19 protein-coding genes are annotated in these 23936 nt (G+C 59.1%); 10 read left to right on the top strand and 9 right to left on the bottom strand.

The annotated features are described in order from the left end of the window. Positions 1 to 43: 43 nt before the first annotated feature. The 4 genes from ACQKPC_RS04965 to ACQKPC_RS04950 form a co-directional block, all read right to left on the bottom strand. Complete coding sequence (locus ACQKPC_RS04965; RefSeq protein WP_218398665.1) at positions 44 to 1477, bottom strand: OprD family porin; 1434 nt, start codon at positions 1475 to 1477, stop codon at positions 44 to 46. A 168-nt stretch (positions 1478 to 1645) separates the two neighbouring features. Beyond that, the gene (locus ACQKPC_RS04960; RefSeq protein ID WP_427623383.1) at positions 1646 to 3247 is read right to left on the bottom strand and encodes an ABC transporter substrate-binding protein; all 1602 of its coding nucleotides are present in this window, start codon (positions 3245 to 3247) and stop codon (positions 1646 to 1648) included. 295 nt (positions 3248 to 3542) lie between these two features. Next, positions 3543 to 5168: an ABC transporter substrate-binding protein gene (locus ACQKPC_RS04955; protein ID WP_008067278.1), complete on the bottom strand. Its 1626-nt coding sequence runs from the start codon at positions 5166 to 5168 to the stop codon at positions 3543 to 3545. Between the two features lie 258 nt (positions 5169 to 5426). Further along, positions 5427 to 7037 carry an ABC transporter substrate-binding protein gene (locus tag ACQKPC_RS04950; RefSeq protein ID WP_008067279.1) on the bottom strand — a complete coding sequence of 537 codons (1611 nt, stop codon included), beginning with the start codon at positions 7035 to 7037 and terminating at the stop codon, positions 5427 to 5429. A gap of 479 nt (positions 7038 to 7516) precedes the next feature. Between ACQKPC_RS04950 and ACQKPC_RS04945 the strand changes: the two genes are divergently transcribed. Continuing rightward, the gene (locus ACQKPC_RS04945) at positions 7517 to 7885 is read left to right on the top strand and encodes a DUF6124 family protein (RefSeq protein ID WP_427623381.1); all 369 of its coding nucleotides are present in this window, start codon (positions 7517 to 7519) and stop codon (positions 7883 to 7885) included. Positions 7886 to 8092: 207 nt separating this feature from the next. On the opposite strand, the gene ACQKPC_RS04940 is transcribed toward ACQKPC_RS04945, so the two are convergent. Beyond that, positions 8093 to 8812 (bottom strand): SIMPL domain-containing protein, encoded by a 720-nt coding sequence (locus tag ACQKPC_RS04940; RefSeq protein WP_427623379.1) that lies wholly within the window; start codon positions 8810 to 8812, stop codon positions 8093 to 8095. A 387-nt stretch (positions 8813 to 9199) separates the two neighbouring features. Here ACQKPC_RS04940 and ACQKPC_RS04935 point away from each other — a divergent pair, with 387 nt between their 5' ends. From ACQKPC_RS04935 to ACQKPC_RS04920, 4 genes are all read left to right on the top strand, one after another. Then, the gene (locus ACQKPC_RS04935) at positions 9200 to 10462 is read left to right on the top strand and encodes an ATP-binding protein (RefSeq protein WP_007901384.1); all 1263 of its coding nucleotides are present in this window, start codon (positions 9200 to 9202) and stop codon (positions 10460 to 10462) included. Continuing rightward, positions 10455 to 11015 carry a response regulator transcription factor gene (locus tag ACQKPC_RS04930; RefSeq protein WP_007901386.1) on the top strand — a complete coding sequence of 187 codons (561 nt, stop codon included), beginning with the start codon at positions 10455 to 10457 and terminating at the stop codon, positions 11013 to 11015. Before ACQKPC_RS04935 ends, ACQKPC_RS04930 begins: the two co-directional genes overlap by 8 nt. A gap of 96 nt (positions 11016 to 11111) precedes the next feature. After that, positions 11112 to 12839 (top strand): ABC transporter ATP-binding protein/permease, encoded by a 1728-nt coding sequence (locus ACQKPC_RS04925; RefSeq protein WP_427623376.1) that lies wholly within the window; start codon positions 11112 to 11114, stop codon positions 12837 to 12839. 220 nt (positions 12840 to 13059) lie between these two features. Next, positions 13060 to 13809, top strand: coding sequence for a FadR/GntR family transcriptional regulator (locus ACQKPC_RS04920; RefSeq protein ID WP_427623375.1), 750 nt, complete (start codon positions 13060 to 13062; stop codon positions 13807 to 13809). 156 nt (positions 13810 to 13965) lie between these two features. Here the strand turns inward: ACQKPC_RS04920 and ACQKPC_RS04915 are convergent, their stop codons facing one another. Beyond that, positions 13966 to 14157, bottom strand: a complete 192-nt coding sequence (locus ACQKPC_RS04915; protein WP_427623373.1) for a hypothetical protein — start codon at positions 14155 to 14157, stop codon at positions 13966 to 13968. Between the two features lie 14 nt (positions 14158 to 14171). Beyond that, entirely contained in the window at positions 14172 to 15503 is a 1332-nt protein-coding gene (locus ACQKPC_RS04910) for a phospholipase (RefSeq protein WP_427623371.1), read from the bottom strand. A 235-nt stretch (positions 15504 to 15738) separates the two neighbouring features. Between ACQKPC_RS04910 and kdgD the strand changes: the two genes are divergently transcribed. The 5 genes from kdgD to ACQKPC_RS04885 all read left to right on the top strand — a co-directional run bounded on the left by kdgD (position 15739) and on the right by ACQKPC_RS04885 (position 22358). Next, complete coding sequence (gene kdgD, locus ACQKPC_RS04905; protein WP_192346260.1) at positions 15739 to 16650, top strand: 5-dehydro-4-deoxyglucarate dehydratase; 912 nt, start codon at positions 15739 to 15741, stop codon at positions 16648 to 16650. A 60-nt stretch (positions 16651 to 16710) separates the two neighbouring features. Further along, positions 16711 to 18156 (top strand): aldehyde dehydrogenase family protein, encoded by a 1446-nt coding sequence (locus ACQKPC_RS04900; protein WP_427623369.1) that lies wholly within the window; start codon positions 16711 to 16713, stop codon positions 18154 to 18156. Between the two features lie 160 nt (positions 18157 to 18316). Next, positions 18317 to 19684, top strand: a complete 1368-nt coding sequence (locus tag ACQKPC_RS04895) for an MFS transporter (protein ID WP_008015294.1) — start codon at positions 18317 to 18319, stop codon at positions 19682 to 19684. Positions 19685 to 19695: 11 nt separating this feature from the next. Then, entirely contained in the window at positions 19696 to 21249 is a 1554-nt protein-coding gene (gene garD, locus ACQKPC_RS04890; RefSeq protein WP_427623367.1) for a galactarate dehydratase, read from the top strand. Between the two features lie 167 nt (positions 21250 to 21416). Continuing rightward, positions 21417 to 22358 (top strand): AEC family transporter, encoded by a 942-nt coding sequence (locus tag ACQKPC_RS04885; protein ID WP_427623365.1) that lies wholly within the window; start codon positions 21417 to 21419, stop codon positions 22356 to 22358. Between the two features lie 129 nt (positions 22359 to 22487). Here the strand turns inward: ACQKPC_RS04885 and ACQKPC_RS04880 are convergent, their stop codons facing one another. Beyond that, complete coding sequence (locus tag ACQKPC_RS04880) at positions 22488 to 22868, bottom strand: carboxymuconolactone decarboxylase family protein (protein ID WP_008067305.1); 381 nt, start codon at positions 22866 to 22868, stop codon at positions 22488 to 22490. Then, the gene (locus tag ACQKPC_RS04875; RefSeq protein ID WP_427623363.1) at positions 22865 to 23926 is read right to left on the bottom strand and encodes a calcium/sodium antiporter; all 1062 of its coding nucleotides are present in this window, start codon (positions 23924 to 23926) and stop codon (positions 22865 to 22867) included. The genes ACQKPC_RS04880 and ACQKPC_RS04875 overlap by 4 nt, the downstream gene beginning before the upstream one ends. Positions 23927 to 23936 lie beyond the last annotated feature (10 nt).

Below are 23936 nucleotides of genomic sequence, written 5' to 3'. Positions count from 1 at the left end.
ACCAGACGGCCGACTCATCATGAGTCAGCCGCCGGCATGGGTTTTACAAAATATTGAACGGGATGGTGGTCACGAGACGGAACTCGTTGATGCTGCCATCCACCTGGTTTTCGCTGGCGCGATGAGCGGTGTAGGTCGCGCGGATAGCGGTGGCCTTGAGTGGACCGCTCTGCACGGCGTACGAAGCACCGATGCCGTATTCATAGTGGTGTTCGCCATCCTGGTTCTGGATACCGTCGTAACCCTTGTCCGCCACACCGCCGTTGCCGGTGTAGTGAGTGCCGTCGATGCCCCAGCCGCGAGCCTGATAGATGTTGAACTTCAGGCCCGGTACGCCGTATTCAGCCATGTTCAGACCGTAGGCAATCTGGAAGGACTTCTCGTTCGGGCCGTTGAAGTCCGACAGCAGGGAGTTGGCCAGGTAGATGCCGTTGGTTTCGTGCAGGTAGTCGAAGTACTCGTTACCGTTAATTTCCTGGTAAGAGAAGGTAAGGCTGTGAGCCTGGTGGGTCAGGCCGAACGACAGGGAGTAGGTGTCGTTATCGATCTTGCCGATAAGGGCTTTACCTTCTTCCTGGGTTTTGTAGTAGTTCAGGCCAGTGGTCAGGCTCAGGATCGAGCTGTCGCCCAGCACATGGCTGGCGCCGAAGTAGTACTGGTTCCACAGGTCTTCAGCCTGGGTACCCCACAGACTGGTGGTCAGGCTGGCAAATGGCGTGTAAGTGATACCGGCCGTGTGGACGTGATCGGTTTCAACGATGCCGTTGGCGTATTCGGTGCGGAACTTGCGCTGGCTTTGTTCGGTTCGTGGAGAGTTGCGATCGAACGTGCCGACGTCGAAGCTCAGGTTTTCCAGCTCTTCACTGTGCAGGCTCACACCCTGGAAGCTCGAAGGCAACGCACGGTTACCGATGACATCGACCATCGGGCTGCTGAAGTTCTGGCGGCCGGCAGTGAGGGTGGTGTTGGACACGCGGGCCTTGACGTTGGCCAGGCCCAGCTTGCTCCACTGGCCGACAGCGTCGCCACCTTCCTCGGTCAGTGTGCGGTTGTTGCCCGCGCCAGAACGGGTACCCGGTGCGCCACCATTATTGGACGCCAGATCCTTGCGATCACGATCCAGAGCAATAGCGTTGTAGGCCGCCACTTCGGTGCTGAAACCTACGGTGCCTTCGGTGAAGCCGGAGTTGTACTTGAGGATAGTGCCCTGAACCCAGTTGATACGACGATCAGTCGGGGTCGATACACCATTCTTCTTGTAGCTGAACGTGGCGCCGCGCTTCAGTTGCTCATTGGCATACCAGTTACGCGTGCTGCCGGTGATCGATTGGCCTTCGACAAAGCCTGTGGCTTCACTCTGGGCACTTTTCTCTTTAACGGTAACCGGCGTGAACGCCTGGCTCTGGGATTCTGCGTACGCCGTGGCGGTCACGCTGCTGATGGCCAAGGCCAATAACGCGGTGCTGCTCAGTTTCATGGGTGAAGCTCCTTGTTTTCTTTTTTATGCCGGTCTTTTTTTGGTGAACGGCTATTTGGTTTGAACTCATTTCACGCAAAGCAAACGTTTGCTATAGGCCTGATTGGCGAATTACGGCAATACGCTTGCGTGAGGGCGGAATCCGCCCCCAGCGTTCTGACTAATCGGTTATTGGTCGATACTGACGCCCGAGAACACGTTACGACCGAAAGGACTCACCTTGAATCCTTCGACTTTGGCGCTCAACGGCTGGTTGACCGTCGAGTGGGCGACCGGCGTGATGGGCACCTGCTGCTTGAGGTACTGCTGCGCCTGCTTGTAGAGCACCGTGCGCTGGTCACGGTCAGTGACGACTTTGGCCTGCTTGATCAGCTTGTCGTAAGCCGGATCACACCACATGGAGTAGTTGTTGCCGCCAATGGCATCGCAGCTGTACAGCGTGCCGAGCCAGTTGTCCGGGTCGCCATTGTCACCGGTCCAGCCGATCAGGCTGATGTCGTGCTCGCCGTTCTTGGTGCGCTTGATGTACTCGCCCCATTCGTAGCTGACGATCTTGACCTTGAGGCCGATCTTCGCCCAATCCGCCTGGAGCATTTCGGCCATCAACTTGGCGTTGGGGTTGTACGGACGCTGAACGGGCATGGCCCAGAGAGTGATTTCGGTGCCTTCCTTGACGCCGGCGGCCCTGAGCAATTCCTTGGCCTTTTCCGGGTTGTAGGCGGCGTCTTTAATCGTCTCGTCGTAGGACCATTGAGTCGGTGGCATGGCGTTCATTGCCAGTTGACCGGCGCCTTGATAGACGGCGTTGAGAATGCCTTGCTTGTTAACCGCCATGTCCAGCGCCTGGCGCACTTCGAGCTGATCGAACGGTTTGTGCCGCACGTTATAGGCGATGTAACCAAGGTTGAACCCGGGCTTTTCGATCAATTGCAGTTTCGGATCGTTTTTCAGCGCGGTCACGTCGGCGGGGCGTGGGTGCAGGGTGATCTGGCATTCGTTGGCCTTGAGCTTCTGCACGCGCACCGAGGCGTCGGTGTTGATGGCGAAAATCAGGTTGTCGAGCTTGACCCGGCTCGGGTCCCAGTACTGCTTGTTGCCGCTGTAACGGATGTTGGAATCTTTCTGGTAGCTCTTGAACACGAACGGGCCAGTGCCGATCGGCTTCTGGTTGATGTCGCTCGGCTTGCCGGAGGCCAGCAGCTGATCGGCGTATTCGGCGGACAGGATCGCGGCGAAGCTCATGGCGATGTTCTGGATGAACGCGGCGTCGACACTGTTGAGCGTCATCACCACGGTCAGCGGCCCGGTCTTCTCGACCTTGGCGATGTTCTTGTTCAGGCTCATCCCGTTGAAATACGGGAATTCGGTTGGATAAGCCTTACGGAAGGGTTGCTGCGGATCGAGCATGCGATTAAAGGTAAACAGCACGTCATCGGCGTTGAAATCGCGGGTCGGTGTGAAGTATTTGGTGGTGTGAAATTTCACCCCTTCGCGCAGATGAAAGGAGTACTTGAGGCCGTCCTCGGAAATATCCCAGCTCGTTGCCAGGCCCGGTACGACGTTGGTGGCGCCTTTTTCAAACTCTGCCAATCGGTTGTACAGCGGCTCGGCGGCGTCGTTATCGGTCGCCGTGGTGTATTGCGCGGTGTCGAAGCCCGCCGGGCTGCCTTCGGAGCAGAACACCAGGCTGTTATTGGCGGCCTGGCTAACGGAAGTGACGGCCAGCAGGCCGGTGCCCAGCAATGCGGATAAAACCAAGGTATGGCGCATGACGCTCCCTCTTTTTGTAGTGTTTATTCAATGCGCCGCGACCCCGAGTGGGGGGCTGCATTGAGCTCAAACCAATACGGGCAGCAAACCGATAGCCACGCAATCGCTGGTCAGATCCCGACGGTAGGTGCCGTGGGTCTGGCAGTAAATGCGCTGAGTCCTAAAGACTCGTAGGAAAAGGCAACGCGTCCTAACCCCTGGCTGCGTCAGACAGCGGATTAGGATGTAGGCAAATTCCTATCTTCTCGGCAGAAAAAAGCAGCGGCGTCGCTGAAAACGTCGCCGCTGCCTTTTCTTATTTGCTGACGCTAACGCCGTAGAAGGAGTTCAAGCCAAACGGGCTGATCTTGAAGTCCTGCACGTTGTCGCGCATGGGTTGGAACACCGTCGAGTGAGCGATAGGTGTCATTGGAACAGCATCTTTGAGGACGTGTTGCGCCTGTTTGTACAGTTCGGTGCGCTTGGCTTGATCGGTGGTGCGCTTGGCTTCTTTGACGATGCCGTCGAACTTCTTGTCGCACCACTTGGAGAAGTTGTTGCCTTGCAGCGAATCGCAGCCGAACAGCACGTTCAGCCAGTTGTCCGGGTCACCGTTGTCGCCGCTCCAGCCAATCAGCATCGCGCCGTTTTCGCCGCCCTTGGAGCGCTTGATGTACTCGCCCCATTCGTAGGTGACGATCTTGGCCTTGATACCGATCTTGGCCCAGTCGGACTGGAGCATTTCGGCCATCAGCTTGGCGTTGGGGTTATAGGGACGTTGCACCGGCATCGCCCACAGGTTGATCTCGGTGCCTTCCTTGATGCCGGCTTCCTTGAGCAGCTCTTTGGCTTTCTCAGGGTTGTATGGCGCGTCCTTGATGGTGGTGTCATAAGACCATTGGGTCGGAGGCATGGCGTTGACGGCCAGTTGGCCGGCGCCCTGGTAAACCGAATCGATGATCTGCTGCTTGTTGACGGCCATGTCCAATGCCTGACGCACTTTCAACTGAGCCATCGGGTTTGGCTGATCGCTGCCCTTGATCTTGTCCATCACGTTGTAGGCGATATAACCCAGGTTGAAACCGGCCTGGTCAGGCACCTTCAGGGTTTTGTCTTCCTTCAACGCTTTCAGATCGGCCGGACGAGGGAACAGGGTGATCTGACACTCGTTCTTTTTCAGCTTCTGGATGCGTACAGACGGGTCGGTGGTGATGGCGAAGATCAGGTTATCGATCTTCACGTCGTCAGGCTTCCAGTAGTCCTTGTTCCCGGTGTAGCGGATGTTGGAGTCTTTCTGGTAGCTCTTGAACACGAACGGGCCAGTACCGACCGGCTTCTGGTTGATGTCGGCGGCTTTGCCTTCCTTGAGCAGCTGGGCAGCGTACTCGGCGGACTGGACCGAGGCGAAACTCATGGCCATGTTCTGAATGAACGCGGCATCCACTTCTTTGAGCGTGAACTTGACGGTGTGGTCGTCGACTTTATCGATCTTGGTGATGTTGGTGTCCATCCCCATGTCGGTGAAGTACGGGAATTCAGTCGGGTACGCCTTACGGAACGGATCATCCTTGTTAATCATGCGATTAAAGGTGAACAGCACGTCGTCGGCGTTGAACTCACGAGTTGGCTTGAAGTACGGGGTGGTGTGGAACTTGACGCCTTCGCGCAGGTGGAAGGTGTAAGTCAGGCCGTCATCGGAAATGTCCCACTTGGTCGCCAGGCCAGGAATAACGGCGGTGCCGCCGCGCTCGAACTGGGTCAGGCGGTTGAACATGGTTTCTGCAGAGGCGTCGAAGTCGGTTCCGGTGGTGTACTGACCAGGATCGAAACCGGCCGGGCTCCCTTCGGAGCAAAACACCAGGTTAGTCGCCGCTTGGGCGAAAGGTGCGCTGGCTAATAAGCTTGCGCCGACTAAAAACGGAATGACCGCGTGTTTAAGCATGGTGGCCTCATGATTTGTTGTCATTTTTGGAATTAGAGGACGACCTCGTGAGTCGACCTGCGGATACTTATGCAGGGGCCATACCCAATGCAAGATCCTGAATGGCTCCAAACCTTAAACAGTGGCACGAACGTACCTTAATGTCGCATATGTATAAATTCCCGCACATTTGACCGTTTGCGCAGGTTTTTTACGGTGCAAAACGCGCACCGACAAGGGGCAACCGGGGCGTCTGGTGCACCCGGTTGGCGCCTGGTGTTACTTATTTATACTCACGCCATAGAAGGGTGTAAGGCCGAAAGGGCTGATCTTGAAGTCGGTGACTTCCTTGCGCAGTGGCTGGAACACGGTCGAGTTGGCAACAGGTGTGATAGGTACTTGTTGCTTAAGGATTTGCTGTGCCTGTTGGTACAGTTTGACCCGCTGCTGTTTGTCCGTGGACACCTTCGCTTGCTGCACCAGCTTGTCGTAGGCCGGGTCGCACCATTTGGCGTAATTGCTACCTTTCACCGCAGCGCAGCTGTAGAGCACGCCGAGCCAGTTGTCCGGGTCACCGTTATCGCCGGTCCAGCCGTAGATCATCGCGTCGTGCTCGCCGTTCTTGGCGCGCTTGATGTACTCGCCCCACTCATAGCTGACGATGTTGGCCTTGATCCCGACTTTCTCCCAATCCTGCTGGATCATCTGCGCCGACATCCGCGCATTCGGGTTGGAGGCACGCTGCACCGTCATGGCCCACAAATTAATAGTCGTACCGGGCGCAACCCCTGCTTCTTTTAGTAGCGCGCGGGCTTTGATCGGGTCGTGCGGTGCATCCTTGATGGTCGGGTCATAGGACCATTGCGCCGGGGGCAGGGCGTTCTGCGCCAGCTGCCCGGCACTCTGGTAGACCGCTTTGATGATCGCCGGTTTATCGATAGCCATGTCCAGCGCCTGACGGACCTTGAGCTGGTCCAGCGGCGGATGGGTTACGTTGTAGGCGAGGAAGCCGAGGTTGAAACCGGCCTGTTTGAGCACGGTCAGGTTCGGGTCTTTCTCCATGACTTCGATGTCTGCCGGGCGCGGGTAGCCGCTGACCTGACACTCGCCGGCCTTGAGCTTCTGCAAGCGCACGGCGGCATCGGGTGTGATCGAGAAAATCAGGTTATCGAGTTTCACGTCCTCGGGTTTCCAGTAGGCCTTGTTGGCGGCGTAGCGGATCTGCGAGTCCTTTTGATAGCGCTTGAACACGAACGGGCCGGTGCCGACCGGTTTCTGGTTGAGGTCGGCGGCTTTGCCTTCCTTTAACAGTTGGGCGGCGTATTCGGCGGACTGCACCGAGGCGAAGCTCATGGCGAGGTTCTGCACGAATGCGGCGTCGATGTTGTTCAGGCTGAAGCGCACGGTGTGGTCGTCGATCTTGTCGATGCTTTTGATCGTGGTGTTCAGGCCCATGTCGGTGAAGTACGGCGACTCGGCGGGGTAGGCTTTACGGAAGGCATTCTGCGGGTCGAGCAGGCGCTGGAAGGTGAACAGGACGTCATCGGCGTTGAAGTCGCGGGTCGGGGTGAAGTAGTCGGTGGTGTGGAATTTCACGCCGTCGCGCAGGTGGAAGGTGTAGCTGAGGCCGTCCTGGGAGACATCCCAGCTTGTGGCCAGGCCGGGTTCGACTTCGGTGCCACCGCGTTTGAATTGGGTGAGGCGGTTGAAGACGGTTTCGGCTGAGGCGTCGAAGTCGGTGCCGCTGGTGTATTGGCTGGGGTCGAAGCCGGCGGGGCTGGCTTCGGAGCAGTAGACCAGGGTGGTGGCGGCTTGGGCGGTTTGTGCGAGTGATGCGGTTGTAGCGAGGGCGAGAGCAAGCAGAAGTGGTTTGACGGTGGTTCTTTCCATGGAGTCCCCGTGGGTTTGGCGGCGGTGTTTTCCTGAGGGTAGCGTTGTTGGTGAGATTGGCGGAAATATCCGTTTGTAAGGGGAACCCCTCTATCTCGGCATATTCAAGCGGGTTGTTGGCTTGGCGGCCTGCTCTGCATTCCATTTTTTTGTTGAACGATGTGTAAGAAACACAGAGCTTTCCCACGCATTTTTCAGGTTGTCGGGTAGGAAGCAGTGCCTCTAATCTTTGGCTGTCGCTGCGATTTCAGCGGCCAGGCGTGGAAACCTGGAACTCTTAGTAGCCGCATAGCTGGACCATCGTAATCATTGCCGACGTCTTCTTTCGTCTGCAAACTGCGTCATGGCAGCTGTGCGTGGGCAGACTTCGGTCTGGCCGGGTGCCTACTTACCGGTTTTCCACCCTGCGTACAGCTGCCACTTTTTGTCGTGTGGAAACGATAAATGGATGGCTCCCACTCGCAAGTAGGAGTTTTTATATGGATAAGTTAATCCCGGACCCACCCTTCAACACCACCACCCCCAACGCCGAAGCCTTGCGCACCGAAGAATTACTCAAAGACCGCGAAGCCATAAAACGCGCCCTCGATTACTACCTCGATCCACCCGCCCCATACGCCCCGACACCCCGTCGTCCCAGCACGATGTATATGATCGCCCCCAACATGGATACCGAAAGCCTGTTGGCACAAGCCTGCGAGTCATTGGCCTCGGCCAGTGTCCTGGCCAGTGATTTCGCCACCCACCTGATCGGCCCGCAGCGCAATACAGTGTTGGCGATTCAACAGATCATCATGCTGGCGGAGCTGGCGGTGAACCGGGCGTTGGATAACGTCGATCCGGCGTAGACCGCGTTATCGTTCATCGCGAGCAGGCTCGCTCCCACAGGGATTGAGGGTGTACATGGATTTTATGTACGACACAGATCAAATGTGGGAGCGAGCCTGCTCGCGATGGCGGCAGATTGTTCGCCAAAAAAGCCGACTGGCCCACGACGGGCAATAAAAAACGGCGATCACTTCGGTGGTCGCCGTTTTTTTGTACGTGTTATCGAATCAAGGCATCAACACTTCAATCGCCCCATCCGCCGTCATGCTGACCTGGCTGGTCCCGGCTTCAACTTCTGGCGTCACCGGTGCCGAATCCATGCCGGCCGCGGCTTTCATCATCATCGGCCCACGCATGTACGGTTGTGGATAACCGTTGCTGTTGAGGTTCAGGTTGACGATTTTGTAGCTCTTGCCGCCCAGGGCGTCGGTGGCCAGTTGGGCGCGGGACTTGAAGGCGGTCACGGCTTCCTTGAGCAGGGCATCTTCGCTGGCTTTGCGGGTCGGGGTGGCGATGGCGAAGTCCATGCCGCCCATTTTCAGGTCGGTGAGCAGTTCACCGGTGAGTTTGGAGAGGGCGGCGAAATCCGAGCTTTCCAGGCGCAGTTCGGCGCGTTCACGCCAACCGATGATTTTCTGGCCTTTGGTGTCGTAGATCGGGTAGCTGTTGCGGCTGCCCTGGCGCAGGGTGATGTCTTTGACTTCTTTAGCCTGTGCCAGCGCCTTGTTCATGGTGGTGCTGACGTCGGCGGCGAGTTTGGCCGGGTCGCTGTTTTGCTCTTCGGTGTAGAGGGTCACGATCATCAGGTCGCGGGCCACTTCCTGGCTGACTTCGGCGCGCAGGGAGATCTGGTTGTAATGCAGTTCGTCGACGGCCAGGGCCGGAAGGCTGGCGACGGTGCCAACGCTTAAGGCAAGAAGGGCGGCGCTGCGGCGCAATGTGTGCATGAAAAGCTCCTTGGACGATGCGCAGGGGTTAAGGTCCGAACCTGCGTGAAACCATCAGACTCTAGCTTCAATGGTCCGGTTCGCACAGTTACAACTTCTATACAGATGGAATGCTGGTGAGTTGCTGAAGGGCTTTTGTGGCGAGGGAGCTTGCTCCCGCTCGGCTGCGCAGCAGTCGTAAAACCTGAGTGCACCGTTTGCCGGATGCCCCGGCTGACTGGTTTGGGCCTGCTTCGCAGTCCAGCGGGAGCAAGCTCCCTCGCCACAGGGGGATTCGTCGCAGATAGATCGCTGGTCACTGTGGTCGTTTGCCGCACTTTTGCCTCTCAGGCCCGCGGCTTGGTTATACTCCGTGCGATCCGCCTGGAGCGCTCATCAGGAGAGCTCATGCTCGCCCCCGTTCAAATTACTTCCGCCACTCGTCAGAACCTCTGGCGGCTTACGTTCATCCGTACGTTGGTGCTGGCCGCTCAGGCCGGTTCCGTAGGCCTGGCTTACTGGTTCGACCTGCTGCCGTTGCCCTGGCTGCAATTGGCGATCACCCTCGGTTTTTCCATGGTGCTCTGCGCACTGACCGCGATTCGTCTGCGCACGTCGTGGCCGGTGACCGAGCTCGAATACGCCGTGCAACTGGCCTGTGACCTGTTTATCCACAGTGCCTTGCTGTACTTCTCCGGTGGTTCGACCAACCCGTTCGTCTCTTATTACCTGGTGCCATTGACCATCGCTGCCGTGACCTTGCCGTGGCGCTATTCGGTAATTCTGTCGGGCATCGCCCTGGCGCTTTATACGTTGCTGCTGGCACGGTTCTACCCGCTGGAAACGTTCCCGATCGCCCGAGAGAACCTGCAGATCTACGGCATGTGGCTGAGCTTTGCCCTGGCGGCGGCGGTCATTACGTTCTTCGCCGCCCGCATGGCCGAAGAGCTGCGTCGTCAGGAAGAATTGCGCGCCATTCGTCGCGAAGAAGGCCTGCGCGATCAGCAATTGCTGGCCGTAGCGACCCAGGCTGCCGGCGCCGCCCATGAGCTGGGCACACCGCTGGCGACCATGAGCGTGCTGCTCAAGGAAATGCGCCAGGACCATCCAGACCCGCTGTTGCAGGACGATTTGAGCGTGCTGCAGGATCAGGTCAAACTCTGCAAAGAGACCTTGCAGCAGTTGGTCCGGGCGGCGGAAGCCAATCGTCGCTTGGCGGTGGAGATGCAAGACGTCACCGACTGGCTCGACGAAGCCCTGAACCGTTGGCACCTGATGCGCCCGGAAGCCAGTTATCGCTTCCAGCGCCTGGGCCAGGGGACCGTGCCGCGCATGGCGCCGCCGCCGGATTTGACTCAGGCACTGCTGAATTTGCTGAACAACGCCGCCGATGCGTGCCCCGAAGGCTTGCAAGTGACGCTGGACTGGAATGCCGAGGACTTGACCATCAGCATTCGCGACCATGGCGCCGGTGTGCCATTGGCTATTGCCGAGCAGATTGGCAAACCGTTTTTTACCACCAAGGGCAAAGGTTTCGGCCTGGGCCTGTTTTTGAGCAAGGCCAGCGTGACACGCGCCGGCGGCTCAGTGAAACTCTACAGTCATGAGGAAGGTGGCACGCTCACCGAGCTGCGCCTGCCCCGTGTCGCCCGAGGAGACGAACATGAGTGACGAGATCCAAGTCGAAGGCGAAGAACTGCCGCATTTGCTGCTGGTAGACGACGACGCAACCTTCACCCGTGTGATGGCCCGCGCCATGGCCCGCCGCGGTTTTCGCGTCAGCACGGCAGGTTCCGCCGAAGAAGGCCTGACCATCGCCCAGGCCGACATACCGGATTACGCCGCCCTGGATCTGAAAATGGACGGCGATTCGGGCTTGGTGTTGTTGCCCAAACTGCTGGAACTCGACCCGGAAATGCGCGTTGTGATCCTCACCGGTTACTCGAGCATTGCCACCGCCGTCGAGGCGATCAAGCGTGGCGCCTGCAATTACCTGTGCAAACCGGCGGACGCCGATGACGTGCTGGCCGCGTTGCTCTCCGAGCACGCCGACCTCGACACCCTGGTGCCGGAAAACCCGATGTCCGTGGATCGCCTCCAGTGGGAGCACATCCAGCGCGTATTGACCGAGCACGAAGGCAACATCTCCGCTACCGCCCGCGCCTTGGGCATGCACCGCCGCACGCTGCAGCGCAAACTGCAGAAGCGCCCGGTCCGTCGCTGAACCGGCGCTGAACAATTGTTGTCACACCTCGTTACAAGCCGGGCCGATCATTTATGATCGGCTCGTGTGTGTTCTTTTCTTTATCGAGCCTTATCCATGAATCAGAACGCTGAATATTGCGCGGTCAATGATGCTGTGCGCGGGCAGTTTTTTCGCAAAGTCTGGGCGATGACCACGCCTTACTGGCGCAGTGAAGAGAAGGGCAAGGCCTGGACGTTGCTGATCGCGGTGATCGCGCTGTCATTGTTCAGCGTGGCGATTTCAGTGTGGCTCAACAGTTGGTACAAGGATTTCTATAACGCCCTGCAAAAGAAGGACGAAGCGGCCTTCTGGCATTTGATCCTGTATTTCTGCGGCATCGCGGCCGTGGCAATTCTCGCTGCGGTGTATCAGCTCTACCTGACCCAGATGCTGACCATTCGCTGGCGGGCCTGGCTCACCGAGAAACACTTCACCCGTTGGTTGGGCAACAAGAACTACTATCAGCTGGAGCAGGGCGGTTACACCGATAACCCGGACCAGCGCATTTCCGAAGACCTCAATAAATTCACCACCAACACCTTGCTCCTGGGCCTTGGTTTGATCCGCACCGTCGTCAGCCTGGTGTCGTTCTCGATTATTCTGTGGGGCGTCTCAGGCAGCATCGAAGTGTTTGGCTATACGATTCCCGGCTACATGTTCTGGTGTGCACTGGTTTACGCCATCGTCGGCAGCTGGCTCACGCATTTGATCGGGCGTCGCCTGATCGGCCTCAACAACAACCAGCAACGTTTCGAAGCCGATTTGCGTTTCTCCATGGTACGAGTCCGCGAGAATGCCGAAAGCATTGCGTTGTACAACGGAGAACCCAATGAGAACCGCCGTCTGAGCAGCCGCTTCAGCATGGTCTGGCACAACTTCTGGGACATCATGAAAGTGTCCAAGCGCCTGACATTTTTCACTTCCGGTTATGGCCAGATCGCAATCATCTTCCCGTTCATGGTCGCTGCACCTCGTTACTTTGCCGGCAAGATCGAGCTGGGTGAGCTGATGCAAATCAACTCGGCGTTCGGCAACGTTCAGGAAAACTTCAGCTGGTTCATCAGTGCATACCAGGGCCTTGCCGAGTGGCGTGCCACTTGCGATCGTCTATTGAGTTTCCATCAGGCCATGACCGATAACGAGCAGCGCGCGCCGGCCATCGATGTGCAGAATCAGGGCACAACGTTGAAGGTGCAAAACCTTGGCCTTGACCTCGCTGACGGTCGTCACCTGCTGACCAACGCCGACATGACGGTGGAGGAGGGCGAGCGCGTCATGCTCAGCGGTCGTTCCGGCAGCGGCAAATCAACGTTGCTGCGGGCGATGGGGCATCTTTGGCCGGCTGGCCACGGCAGCATCCGTCTGCCCACGGGGCGGTATCTGTTCCTGCCGCAAAAACCCTATCTGCCGATTGGCACCCTGCGCGAGGTGCTGAGTTATCCACAGCCGGGCGACACCTACTCGCATGAGCGTTACGTCCACGTCCTGGAAACCTGCCGCTTGCCACACCTGATTACGCGTCTGGATGAAGCCAATCACTGGCAGCGCATGCTCTCGCCAGGCGAACAGCAACGTTTGGCCTTCGCCCGTGCGCTGCTGTATGCCCCGCAATGGCTGTACATGGACGAAGCCACTTCGGCGATGGACGAAGAGGATGAAGCGTCGCTGTATCAGGCATTGATTGATGAGTTGCCTGGACTGAGCATCGTCAGCGTTGGCCATCGCAGCAGCCTGAAGCGTTTCCATCCACGGCATGTGCGTATCGAGAATGGTCACTTGGTGGATCAGACCGTGACCGCCTGAATTCCACCACCTCTGTAGGAACGAGCTTTTGTGGCGAGGGGGCTTGCCCCCGTTGGGGCGCGAAGCGGCCCCAAGTTCAAGGGACTGCTGCGCAGTCCAACGGGGGCAAGCCCCCTCGCCACAGGCCCTCCCACAAGGGCCGGCGTTCACCGACGGTGATCGTACAACCGTGTTGAGCTATGATGCGGCTTCAGCCGAATTTTCGAGATAGACGTTCACCATGGAAAAACCGATCGACGCACCTCGCCTCCCTCGCAAGCGCCGCAGCCTCGCTCAGGAACTGGTGACGGTGCTGTCCGAGCAGATCCGCGACGGTCACCTCAAGCGCGGCGACAAGTTGCCCACCGAGTCGGCGATCATGGATGCCCATGGCGTCAGTCGCACCGTGGTGCGCGAAGCGATTTCCCGTTTGCAGGCCGCAGGCCAGGTTGAAACCCGTCACGGCATTGGCACCTTCGTGCTCGATACCCCGAGCCCGAGCGGTTTCCGTATTGATCCGGCCACCGTGGTGACCTTGCGCGATGTGCTGGCAATTCTGGAATTGCGCATCAGCCTGGAAGTGGAATCCGCCGGCCTTGCCGCGCAACGTCGAAGCCCCGAGCAACTGGCGTTGATGCGCGCGGCGCTGGATGCATTGAATGAAAGTGTCTCCCATGCCAGCGATGCCGTGGCGTCCGACTTCCAGTTCCACCTGCAAATCGCCCTGGCGACGGGCAACCGCTATTTCACCGACATCATGACCCACCTGGGCACCAGCATCATTCCACGCACGCGCCTGAACTCCGCGCGCCTGGCTCACGACGACCAGCAGCACTACATGAGTCGTCTGAGTCGTGAGCACGAAGAGATTTATGACGCAATTGCACGGCAGGATTCCGACGCGGCGCGAGCGGCGATGCGGTTGCATTTGACGAATAGCCGGGAGCGGTTGCGCCAGGCGCATGAAGAGGCGCAGGCGCAGCGGGGGTAGAGTTTCAGGTTGGGTGATTTGCTGCCTGACAGATAGCCATCGCGAGCAGGCTCGCTCCCACAGGGATTGGTGTCGATCACAATAATGCGATCACACGCAGATCCAATGTGGGAGCGAGCCTGCTCGCGATGAGGTCAGTGGCCTTCCTGGAATATGTCAGCCAGTCCTCAAAATCGAACGATCCACCCTCACCGCCAACTCAGCAGCCCCGGGTTTGGCATCGAAAATCGCATGCCCGCGCTCATCCACAAGCGCCCGGGCAATTGGCAAGCCTTTCGACAGCAACTCCAGCGGCGCGCCTTTCAGTGACTGGCCAGAAGCCAGTTCCAGTTTCAATTTGATAGTCATCAGTGATCTCCTTATCAGGCATTGGCCGCTGAATTCAGCACGCCGGTTGGTTGGTAGTCCTTGAGCAGCAGATACGTGCTCCAGCCCCACCAGTCGTCCACGGTGGCGGTATCGTTCAAGTTGTTGACGTCCTTGCGCCGCAATACCTTGTTGCCCTCGACCTTGAACAGTGGCGAGAAATTGCCGGCCGGGTTCAGAACCGCTTGCAGGTCGGGCAGTCTTTTCAACGCAGCAAAGCTGCCGGCCGATGGAGCAGTGCCACTGAGGTACGCCGCGAACACTTCATCCGCAGACACCTGAACGGCCTGATTCACCTGGGCGCGATTGGCGCTGTCGATCGCGTCGAAGTAGCGCTTGTCGCCGTAGGCGTGCCAGCGATCGCCGTTGCCGTTGCTCACGTTGAGGCCGAACTTGCTGTCTTCATCGTGCATGAAGCGGGTAATCAACGAGCCGAGATCACTGGGCGTGACCACTGCCGCCAACTGTTTGCGCGGTACTCGCAGGTGACCGGCGGAATACAGGTCGGTCAAAGAGTGATCGGCAAAAGCGTTCATCGCATAGGCCAGCTCCAACTGCTTTTCATCACCGCTGTTGTGGGCCAGCACTGCTTGTTGCAGCGCTGCCGTGTGCCCGGCGATATAAGCCAGCAACGCCCATTCGGCAAAGTGGTCAGCATTGTTGGCGGCCAGTTTCAGATAACGCCCCAAAGGGAATAGCGCCGAAACGAAACTGCCGCCACCGGTGATCTTGTTCCACTCTTCCGACAACGTATCACCTAGGGCGTCATAAGCCTCATGAGGCTGTTTTCCGTCCCTGATCGCTTGATTGACGGCGGCGATTTCCTTCTGCATGACGCCGAGGATCAACTTCGCCTCGGCGTTTGAGGCCGGCAGTACCGCCAGGGAGTTGAAGGCGTTGGTAAAGCGCTGGATTCGGTCTGCGGCTGTTGCGCCTTCGCAGATCGGTTGGTCGGGAATTCCATAAAAATCACCCCCCAGCGCAATCACTTGTCCATAGGTCAATGCCAGGCCATTAGGCAGGTGCAACTCCACCTGCGAGGCCGGTATGGCAGGAGCATCCTTGACGAAACGCAGCAGGGTGCTGTCGCCGATCGCGGTATGTTCTGCACCTTCAAACCTAAGCTGCGGCGCGCCTTTCAGCGCATTTTTCGGTGGCGTCGGCAGCAAGCCCTGGCGCTGATGCTTGAGGTTGTGATGGCTGCCGGCGGTGAGTTTAAGCGTGCCGCCATCGCCAGAAAACGCGATGCCGTGCTCGGTAAAAAGATCATCCAGATCGGCGATGATCTGTCGGGTATTTTCCTTCGGTTGTGCGTATAGACCTGACATTTCTAGCTCCTTGATATGTCGTAGGTAGATTCAAATTTGGCTGTATGTATATACAGCTGTTTGGATCATAGATGAGAAGTTTCCTACGTCAAGGGATTACTTTTTCCGACGCAAATTTTGCGGCTCGCGATGAAATGCAGTTGACGGTTGTATTTTAAGTTGTACGATGACCTACAACTTCGGCGAAGGCTGAACGGTTTTCTCACACAACGTTGCTACTCAGGGTGTTCGAATAATGAATCCACAAGAACTGAAGTCCATCCTCTCTTCCGGCCTGCTGTCATTCCCGGTCACCGACTTCAATGCTCAGGGCGATTTCCATCGCGCGGGCTACATCAAGCGTCTCGAATGGCTGGCCCCATACGGCGCCTCGGCATTGTTCGCCGCGGGCGGCACCGGTGAGTTCTTCTCTCTGGCGGCCAGCGAATATTCGGAAATCATCAAGACTGCCGTCGACACTTGCGCTACCAGCGTGCCAATTCTTGCCGGCGTAGGCGGCGCCACTCGCCAGGCCATCGAATACGCTCAGGAAGCCGAGCGTCTGGGCGCCAAAGGCCTGTTGCTGCTGCCGCACTACCTGACCGAAGCCAGCCAGGACGGTGTTGCCGACCACGTTGAAGCGGTATGCAAATCGGTAAAAATCGGCGTGGTGGTTTACAACCGCAACGTCTGCCGCCTGACCGCTCCTTTGCTGGAACGTCTGGCCGAGCGCTGCCCGAACCTGATCGGTTACAAGGATGGTCTGGGCGATATCGAGTTGATGGTGTCGATCCGTCGCCGCCTCGGTGATCGCTTCAGCTACCTGGGCGGTTTACCGACCGCTGAAGTCTACGCCGCGGCCTACAAGGCGCTGGGCGTGCCGGTTTACTCCTCGGCGGTGTTCAACTTCATCCCGAAAACCGCAATGGATTTCTACCACGCCATTGCTCGCGAAGATCACGCCACCGTCGGCAAGATCATCGACGACTTCTTCCTGCCGTACCTGGACATCCGTAACCGCAAAGCTGGCTACGCGGTGAGCATCGTCAAGGCCGGGGCAAAAATCGCAGGCTTCGACGCAGGTCCTGTGCGTGCACCGCTGACCGATCTGACGGGCGAAGAGTACGAAATGCTCGCCGCGCTGATCGACAAGCAAGGTGCGCAATAACACTCGATAAAACCAAGGCCGCTGAGCAATCAGCGGCTTTTTGCGTGAGGAGATTTTCAAGTGGCTGATGCAAAGCATTTCGATAACTACATCAACGGCGAATGGGTGAAGGGCGGTGATTACTGCGCCAACATCAACCCGTCCGAGTTGAGCGATACCATCGGCGAATACGCCAAGGCTGATCTGGCTCAGGTCCACGCCGCCATCGACGCCGCTCGCGCCGCGTTCCCGGCCTGGTCCACTTCCGGCATCCAGGCACGTCACGATTCCCTGGATAAAGTCGGCAGCGAGATCCTCGCCCGTCGCGAAGAACTCGGCACCTTGCTGGCCCGGGAAGAGGGCAAGACCCTGCCCGAAGCCATCGGCGAAGTGACCCGCGCCGGCAACATCTTCAAGTTCTTCGCCGGTGAATGCCTGCGCCTGTCCGGCGACTATTTGCCGTCGGTGCGTCCGGGCGTCAACGTCGAAGTCACTCGCGAAGCGCTGGGTGTGGTCGGCCTGATCACCCCGTGGAACTTCCCGATTGCGATCCCGGCCTGGAAAATTGCCCCGGCCCTGGCCTACGGCAACTGCGTCGTGCTGAAACCTGCCGATCTGGTACCGGGCTGCGCCTGGGCGCTGGCGGAAATCATCTCCCGCGCAGGCTTCCCGGCCGGCGTATTCAACCTGGTGATGGGCAGCGGTCGAGTGGTTGGCGATGCGCTGGTGCAGAGCCCGAAAGTCGACGGCATCAGCTTCACTGGCTCCGTCGGTGTCGGTCGGCAGATCGCCGTCAGCTGCGTGTCGCGCCAAGCGAAAGTGCAGCTGGAAATGGGCGGCAAGAACCCGCAGATCATTCTCGATGACGCCGATCTCAAGCAAGCGGTCGAGCTGTCGGTACAGAGCGCGTTCTACTCCACCGGGCAGCGTTGCACCGCGTCGAGCCGCTTCATCGTCACCGCCGGGATTCACGACAAATTCGTCGAAGCCATGGCCGAGCGCATGAAGTCGATCAAGGTCGGTCACGCGCTGAAAACCGGCACTGATATCGGTCCGGTCGTCTCGCAGGCTCAGCTTGAACAGGACATGAAGTACATCGATATCGGCCAGTCCGAAGGTGCGCGTCTGGTCAGTGGCGGTGGTCTGGTGACGTGCGACACCGAAGGCTACTTCCTCGCGCCGACGCTGTTTGCCGACAGCACAGCGGCGATGCGCATCAGCCGCGAAGAGATCTTCGGCCCGGTGGCCAACATCGTTCGCGTCGCCGATTACGAGGCAGCGCTGGCCATGGCCAACGACACCGAGTTCGGCTTGTCAGCGGGTATCGCCACCACGTCGCTGAAGTACGCCAACCACTTCAAGCGCCACTCCCAGGCCGGGATGGTGATGGTCAACCTGCCGACCGCCGGCGTGGATTACCACGTTCCGTTTGGTGGGCGCAAAGGTTCATCCTATGGCTCACGTGAGCAAGGTCGCTATGCACAAGAGTTTTACACGGTCGTGAAGACCAGCTACATCGGCTCCTGATACACGCAATACCTGTGGGAGCTGGCCTGCCGGCGATAGCATCATCGCGGTGTGACTGACACACCGAGTGGCCTGTATCGCTGGCAGGCCAGCTCCCACAAAAGACAGACCAAAGAAGATTCACCCGCGCATAAAAATAATCAGTGGGAGTACATCTACAATGCAATCGACCAAGCCGACTCACGTCCGCTATTTGATCCTGCTCATGCTGTTTCTGGTGACCACGATCAACTACGCCGACCGGGCCACCATCGCAATCGCCGGCTCCAGCCTGCAAAAAGACCTCGGCATCGACGCGGTCACCCTCGGTTATATCTTCTCCGCATTCGGTTGGGCCTACGTGGCCGGGCAAATTCCCGGTGGCTGGCTGCTGGACCGTTTCGGTTCGAAAAAAATCTACGCGTTGAGCATTTTCACCTGGTCGCTGTTCACCGTGCTGCAGGGCTATGTCGGTGAGTTCGGCATGTCCACGGCGGTGGTTGCGCTGTTCATGCTGCGCTTTTTGGTGGGCCTGGCCGAAGCGCCATCCTTCCCCGGCAACGCACGCATCGTGGCGGCCTGGTTCCCGACCGCTGAGCGCGGTACAGCGTCTGCGATCTTCAACTCGGCGCAATACTTCGCCACTGTGTTGTTCGCACCGCTGATGGGTTGGATCGTTTACAGCTTCGGCTGGCAGCACGTGTTCATCGTCATGGGGGTGATCGGCATCATCTTCTCGGGGATCTGGCTGAAGGTGATCTACAGCCCGCGCCAGCACCCGATGATCAACGACGCCGAGTTCAAGCACATCGCCGACAACGGCGGCATGGTCGACATGGACCAGGACAAAGGCAAAGGCAAAAAAGGCGACGGTCCGAAGTGGGACTACATCCGCCAACTGCTCACCAACCGCATGATGCTCGGCGTGTATCTGGGTCAGTACTGCATCAACGGCATCACTTACTTCTTCCTGACCTGGTTCCCGGTGTACCTGGTGCAGGAGCGCGGCATGACCATCCTCAAGGCCGGTTTTATTGCCTCGCTGCCGGCGATCTGCGGGTTTATCGGTGGTGTGCTTGGCGGGGTGATTTCCGATTACCTGCTGCGCAAAGGTCACTCGCTGACGTTTGCCCGCAAGGCGCCGATCATCGCCGGCCTGCTGGTGTCCAGCAGCATCGTGGCCTGCAACTATGTGGACGTTGAATGGATGGTCGTCGGCTTCATGGCCCTGGCCTTCTTCGGCAAAGGCGTGGGCGCGTTGGGCTGGGCCGTGGTGTCCGACACCTCGCCGAAACAGATCGCCGGCCTCAGCGGCGGCCTGTTCAACACCTTCGGCAACATTGCGTCGATCACCACGCCGATCGTTATCGGCTACATCATCAGCTCCACCGGTTCATTCAAATGGGCGCTGGTGTTCGTCGGTTGCAACGCGCTGGTAGCCGTCTTCAGCTATCTGGTGATCGTTGGCCCGATCAAACGTGTGGTACTCAAAGAGCCGCCTGTCAGCGGTCCTGAAACCAACAATAAGTTATCTGAAGCGCATTCCTGAGGAGCGGCGTCATGCAGTTGATTGAACATTCCGACTCGCCGCGCTACATCCGCCTGCACGAGCGGGACAATGTGGTGATCGTGGTCAACGATCAGGGCGTACCGGCCGGCACCGAATTCCCCGATGGTTTGGTCACCGTGGATTTCGTGCCGCAGAGCCACAAGGTCACTCTCGAGGACATTCCCGAGGGCGGCCAGGTGATTCGTTACGGCCAGACCATTGGCTACGCGTTGCAGCCCATTCCTCGCGGCAGCTGGGTCAAGGAAGATCAACTGCGCATGCCGACCGCGCCGCCGCTGGACAGCCTGCCGCTGTCCACCGAAGTGCCGGCCGCACAGGCACCGCTGGAAGGCTTCACCTTCGAGGGGTATCGCAACGCCGACGGCACCGTCGGCACGCGCAACATTCTGGGCATCACCACCACGGTGCAATGCGTCACGGGGGTGCTGGATCACGCGGTAAAACGCATCAAGGACGAACTGCTGCCCAAGTACCCGAACGTCGATGACGTGGTGGCGCTGACCCACAGTTACGGCTGCGGCGTGGCGATCACCGCCACCGACGCGTACATCCCGATCCGCACCGTGCGCAATCTGGCGCGCAACCCGAACCTGGGTGGCGAAGCGCTGGTGATCAGCCTGGGCTGCGAAAAATTGCAGGCCGGGCAGGTGATGCACGAGAACGATAGTTCGGTGGATTTGAGCGAGCCGTGGCTGTACCGCTTGCAGGACTCCAGCCACGGTTTCACCGAGATGATCGAGCAGATCATGGAACTGGCCGAAACCCGCTTGAAGAAGCTCGATCTGCGTCGTCGGGAAACCGTGCCGGCGTCCGAGCTGATCCTCGGCATGCAGTGCGGCGGCAGCGATGCGTTCTCTGGCATCACTGCCAACCCGGCGCTCGGCTACGCCTCGGACCTGTTGCTGCGGGCCGGTGCGACGGTGATGTTTTCCGAAGTCACCGAGGTGCGCGACGCGATTTACCTGCTGACGTCCCGCGCCGAAACCGAGGAAGTGGCTCAGGAACTGGTGCGGGAGATGGACTGGTACGACCGTTACCTGGCCAAGGGCGAAGCGGATCGCAGTGCCAACACCACGCCGGGGAACAAGAAGGGCGGGTTGTCGAACATTGTCGAGAAGTCGCTGGGCTCGATCGTCAAGTCCGGCAGCAGCGCGATCAACGGGGTGCTCGGCCCTGGCGAGCGATTCAAGCGCAAAGGGCTGATTTTCTGCGCGACCCCGGCCAGTGATTTTGTCTGCGGGACGTTGCAGTTGGCGGCGGGGATGAACCTGCATGTGTTCACGACCGGGCGGGGTACGCCTTATGGGTTGGCGATGGCGCCGGTGGTAAAGGTGTCGACCCGAACAGAACTGGCGCAACGCTGGCCGGATTTGATCGATATCGATGCCGGGCGGATTGCGACCGGGCGAGCGTCGATTGAAGAGCTTGGCTGGGAGTTGTTCCACTACTACCTGGACGTGGCCAGCGGCAAGAAACTGACGTGGGCGGAGCAGCATAAGCTGCATAACGACATTACCTTGTTCAACCCTGCGCCGATCACGTAATGATCGTTCCCACGCTCTGCGTGGGAATGCAGCCCGGGACGCTCTGCGTCCCAAAAGCGTGACGCAGAGCGTCACAAGAGGAATTCCCACGCAGAGCGTGGGAACGATCCGGGTGAAAGTGGCTTATCATTAGCCCCCTAACGACGCCCACCCAAGGTTCTTCCGGCATGCTGGCTATTTTCCTCGAAACCCTGAACATCACCGCGCCGGTGTTTGCCATGCTGTTTCTGGGGGCGCTGCTCAAGCGCATCGACTGGATCAACGACAACTTCATTCATACCGCGTCGGCCCTGGTGTTCAACGTCACCATGCCGGCGTTGCTGTTTCTGGGCATCTTGCATGCTGACCTGCATGCCGCGCTGCAACCGGCGCTGCTGATCTACTTCTCGATTGCCACGCTGATGTGTTTTGCGATTGCCTGGGGCTGGGCGATCTGGAAATGCCCGAGGGAAGACCGGGGGATCTACACCCAAGGCGCGTTTCGCGGTAACAACGGCGTTATCGGTCTGGCACTGGCGGCGAGCATGTACGGCGACTACGGGATTTCCCTTGGGGCTATTCTCGCGGCGTTGGTGATCCTGTTCTATAACACGCTCTCGACCATCGTGCTGGCGGTCTACAGCCCGGTGATCAAGTCTGACCCGTGGAGCATCTGCAAAAGCGTGATGGTCAACCCGCTGATCATCAGCGTGTTTACGGCGGCGCCGTTTGCCTATTTCAAGATCGGTTTGCCGGGGTGGCTGGAAACGTCCGGCCAGTACCTGGCACAAACCACCTTGCCGTTGGCGCTGATCTGCATCGGGGGCACGTTGTCGCTGGCGGCGATGCGCAAAAGCGGCACGATGGCGCTGAGTTCAAGCCTGGTGAAGATGATCGGCCTGCCAGTGCTGGCGACGCTTGGCGCCTGGCTCTGGGGTTTTCGCGGGGCGGAGTTGGGGATTCTGTTTTTGTACTTCGGCAGCCCCACCGCGGCGGCCAGTTTCGTCATGGCGCGGCAGGCCAATGGCAATCATGAACTGGCGGCAGCGATCATCGTGATTACCACGCTGATGGCGGCGGTCACCACTAACATCGGGATCTTTTTGTTGCAGTGGGGTGGGTGGATTTAGGCGAAGGTTTTGCGGTGTTCTTAAAGGCCTCATCGCGAGCAGGCTCGCTCCCACATTTGGAATGCATTCACCTGTGGGAGCGAGCCTGCTCGCGATAGCAATCTTTCTAACGCTACAACCGCCAGGCTGTTACTCCGGCTTCTGGTAGCTATCAATCACTTCCTGCGCCGCCCGAAACGCATCGATCGCCGCCGGCACGCCGGCATACACCGCGCAATGCAGCAGCGCCTCGCGAATTTCTTCCACGGTGCAGCCGTTGTTCAGCGCACCGCGCACATGGCCTTTCAATTCTTGCGGGCACTTCAACGCGGTCAGCGCGGCGAGGGTGATCAGGCTGCGGGTTTTCAGCGGCAGACCTTCACGGTTCCAGACCCCGCCCCAGGCGTGTTCGTTGACGAAGTCCTGCAGCGGCTGGGTGAACTCGGTGGCGTTGCCCAAGGCGCGGTCGACGAAAGCGTCGCCCATCACTTGGCGGCGGACTTCAACCCCAGGCTTTTTATCAGTGCTCATGGCAATTCCCTCTTGTGGTGTTGGCGACGCCAGGCGCGCAGCGAGGTGAACAGCAAAAACGCCCCCAGCGCCGGCAGGACGAAAAACAGCATCAGGTGTTCAAGCTTTCCGGCCAGCGGCATTCCCGTGGTGAACGACACCACATGCAGCCCATAGGCCAGGTACAAACCCAAGAACAGCAGGCCCTCGGCGCGCGTCACCCGGTAGCCGGAATAGAACACTGGCAGGCACAGCACCGCGACACCGAGCATCACCGGCAGGTCGAAATCCAGGGCATTGGGCGAGACCGACAGCGGCGACGGCGCGATCAATGCGGTAAGCCCGAGCACGCCCAGGAGGTTGAACAGGTTGCTGCCGATCACGTTGCCCACCGCGATGTCCCGCTGACCGCGCAACGCGGCGATCAACGAAGTGGCCAGCTCCGGCAAGGACGTGCTGACGGCGACGATGGTCAGGCCGATAATCCGCTCCGACAACCCCAGGTCGGTCGCGACCGCCACCGCGGCGCCAAGCAGCAAGTGTCCGGCGAACACCAGCATCGCCAGCCCGGCGACGATCATCAGCAAGCTGCTGAACCACGGTGCCTGTGGCGCTTCATGCGCGCTCGATGGCGGACGGGCCGAGTGCCGCGACTGGCGCAGCAGCAAGCCCAGGTACAGCACCAGCGCGCCCAGCAGAATCACGCCGTCGGCCCGGTTCAATTCTTCGTTCCACGCCAGCACGAACACCAACAGGCTGGCGCCGATCATCAGCGGAATATCCAGGCGCACCAATTGCCGCGACACCCGCAGTGGAATAATCAGCGCCGAGAGCCCGAGGGTGACGAGGATGTTGAAGATGCTGCTGCCGATCACGCTGCCAACGGCGATGTCGGCGTTTTGCGCCAGGGTGGCTTGCAGGCTGACCGCCATCTGCGGTGCGCTGCTGCCGAGGGCCACGATGGTCAGGCCGATGATCAGCGGCCGCACATGCAGTCGCGCGGCCAGGCGCACGGCGGCGCGCACCATCAGTTCGGCACCGGCGATCAGTAAAAACAGACCGCTGAACAATTCAATCACGCTGATCAGG

It is taken from the genome of Pseudomonas sp. NPDC089918, assembly GCF_050280605.1.
Lineage (GTDB): Bacteria > Pseudomonadota > Gammaproteobacteria > Pseudomonadales > Pseudomonadaceae > Aquipseudomonas.
This window is presented reverse-complemented; position numbering and strand designations above follow the sequence as displayed.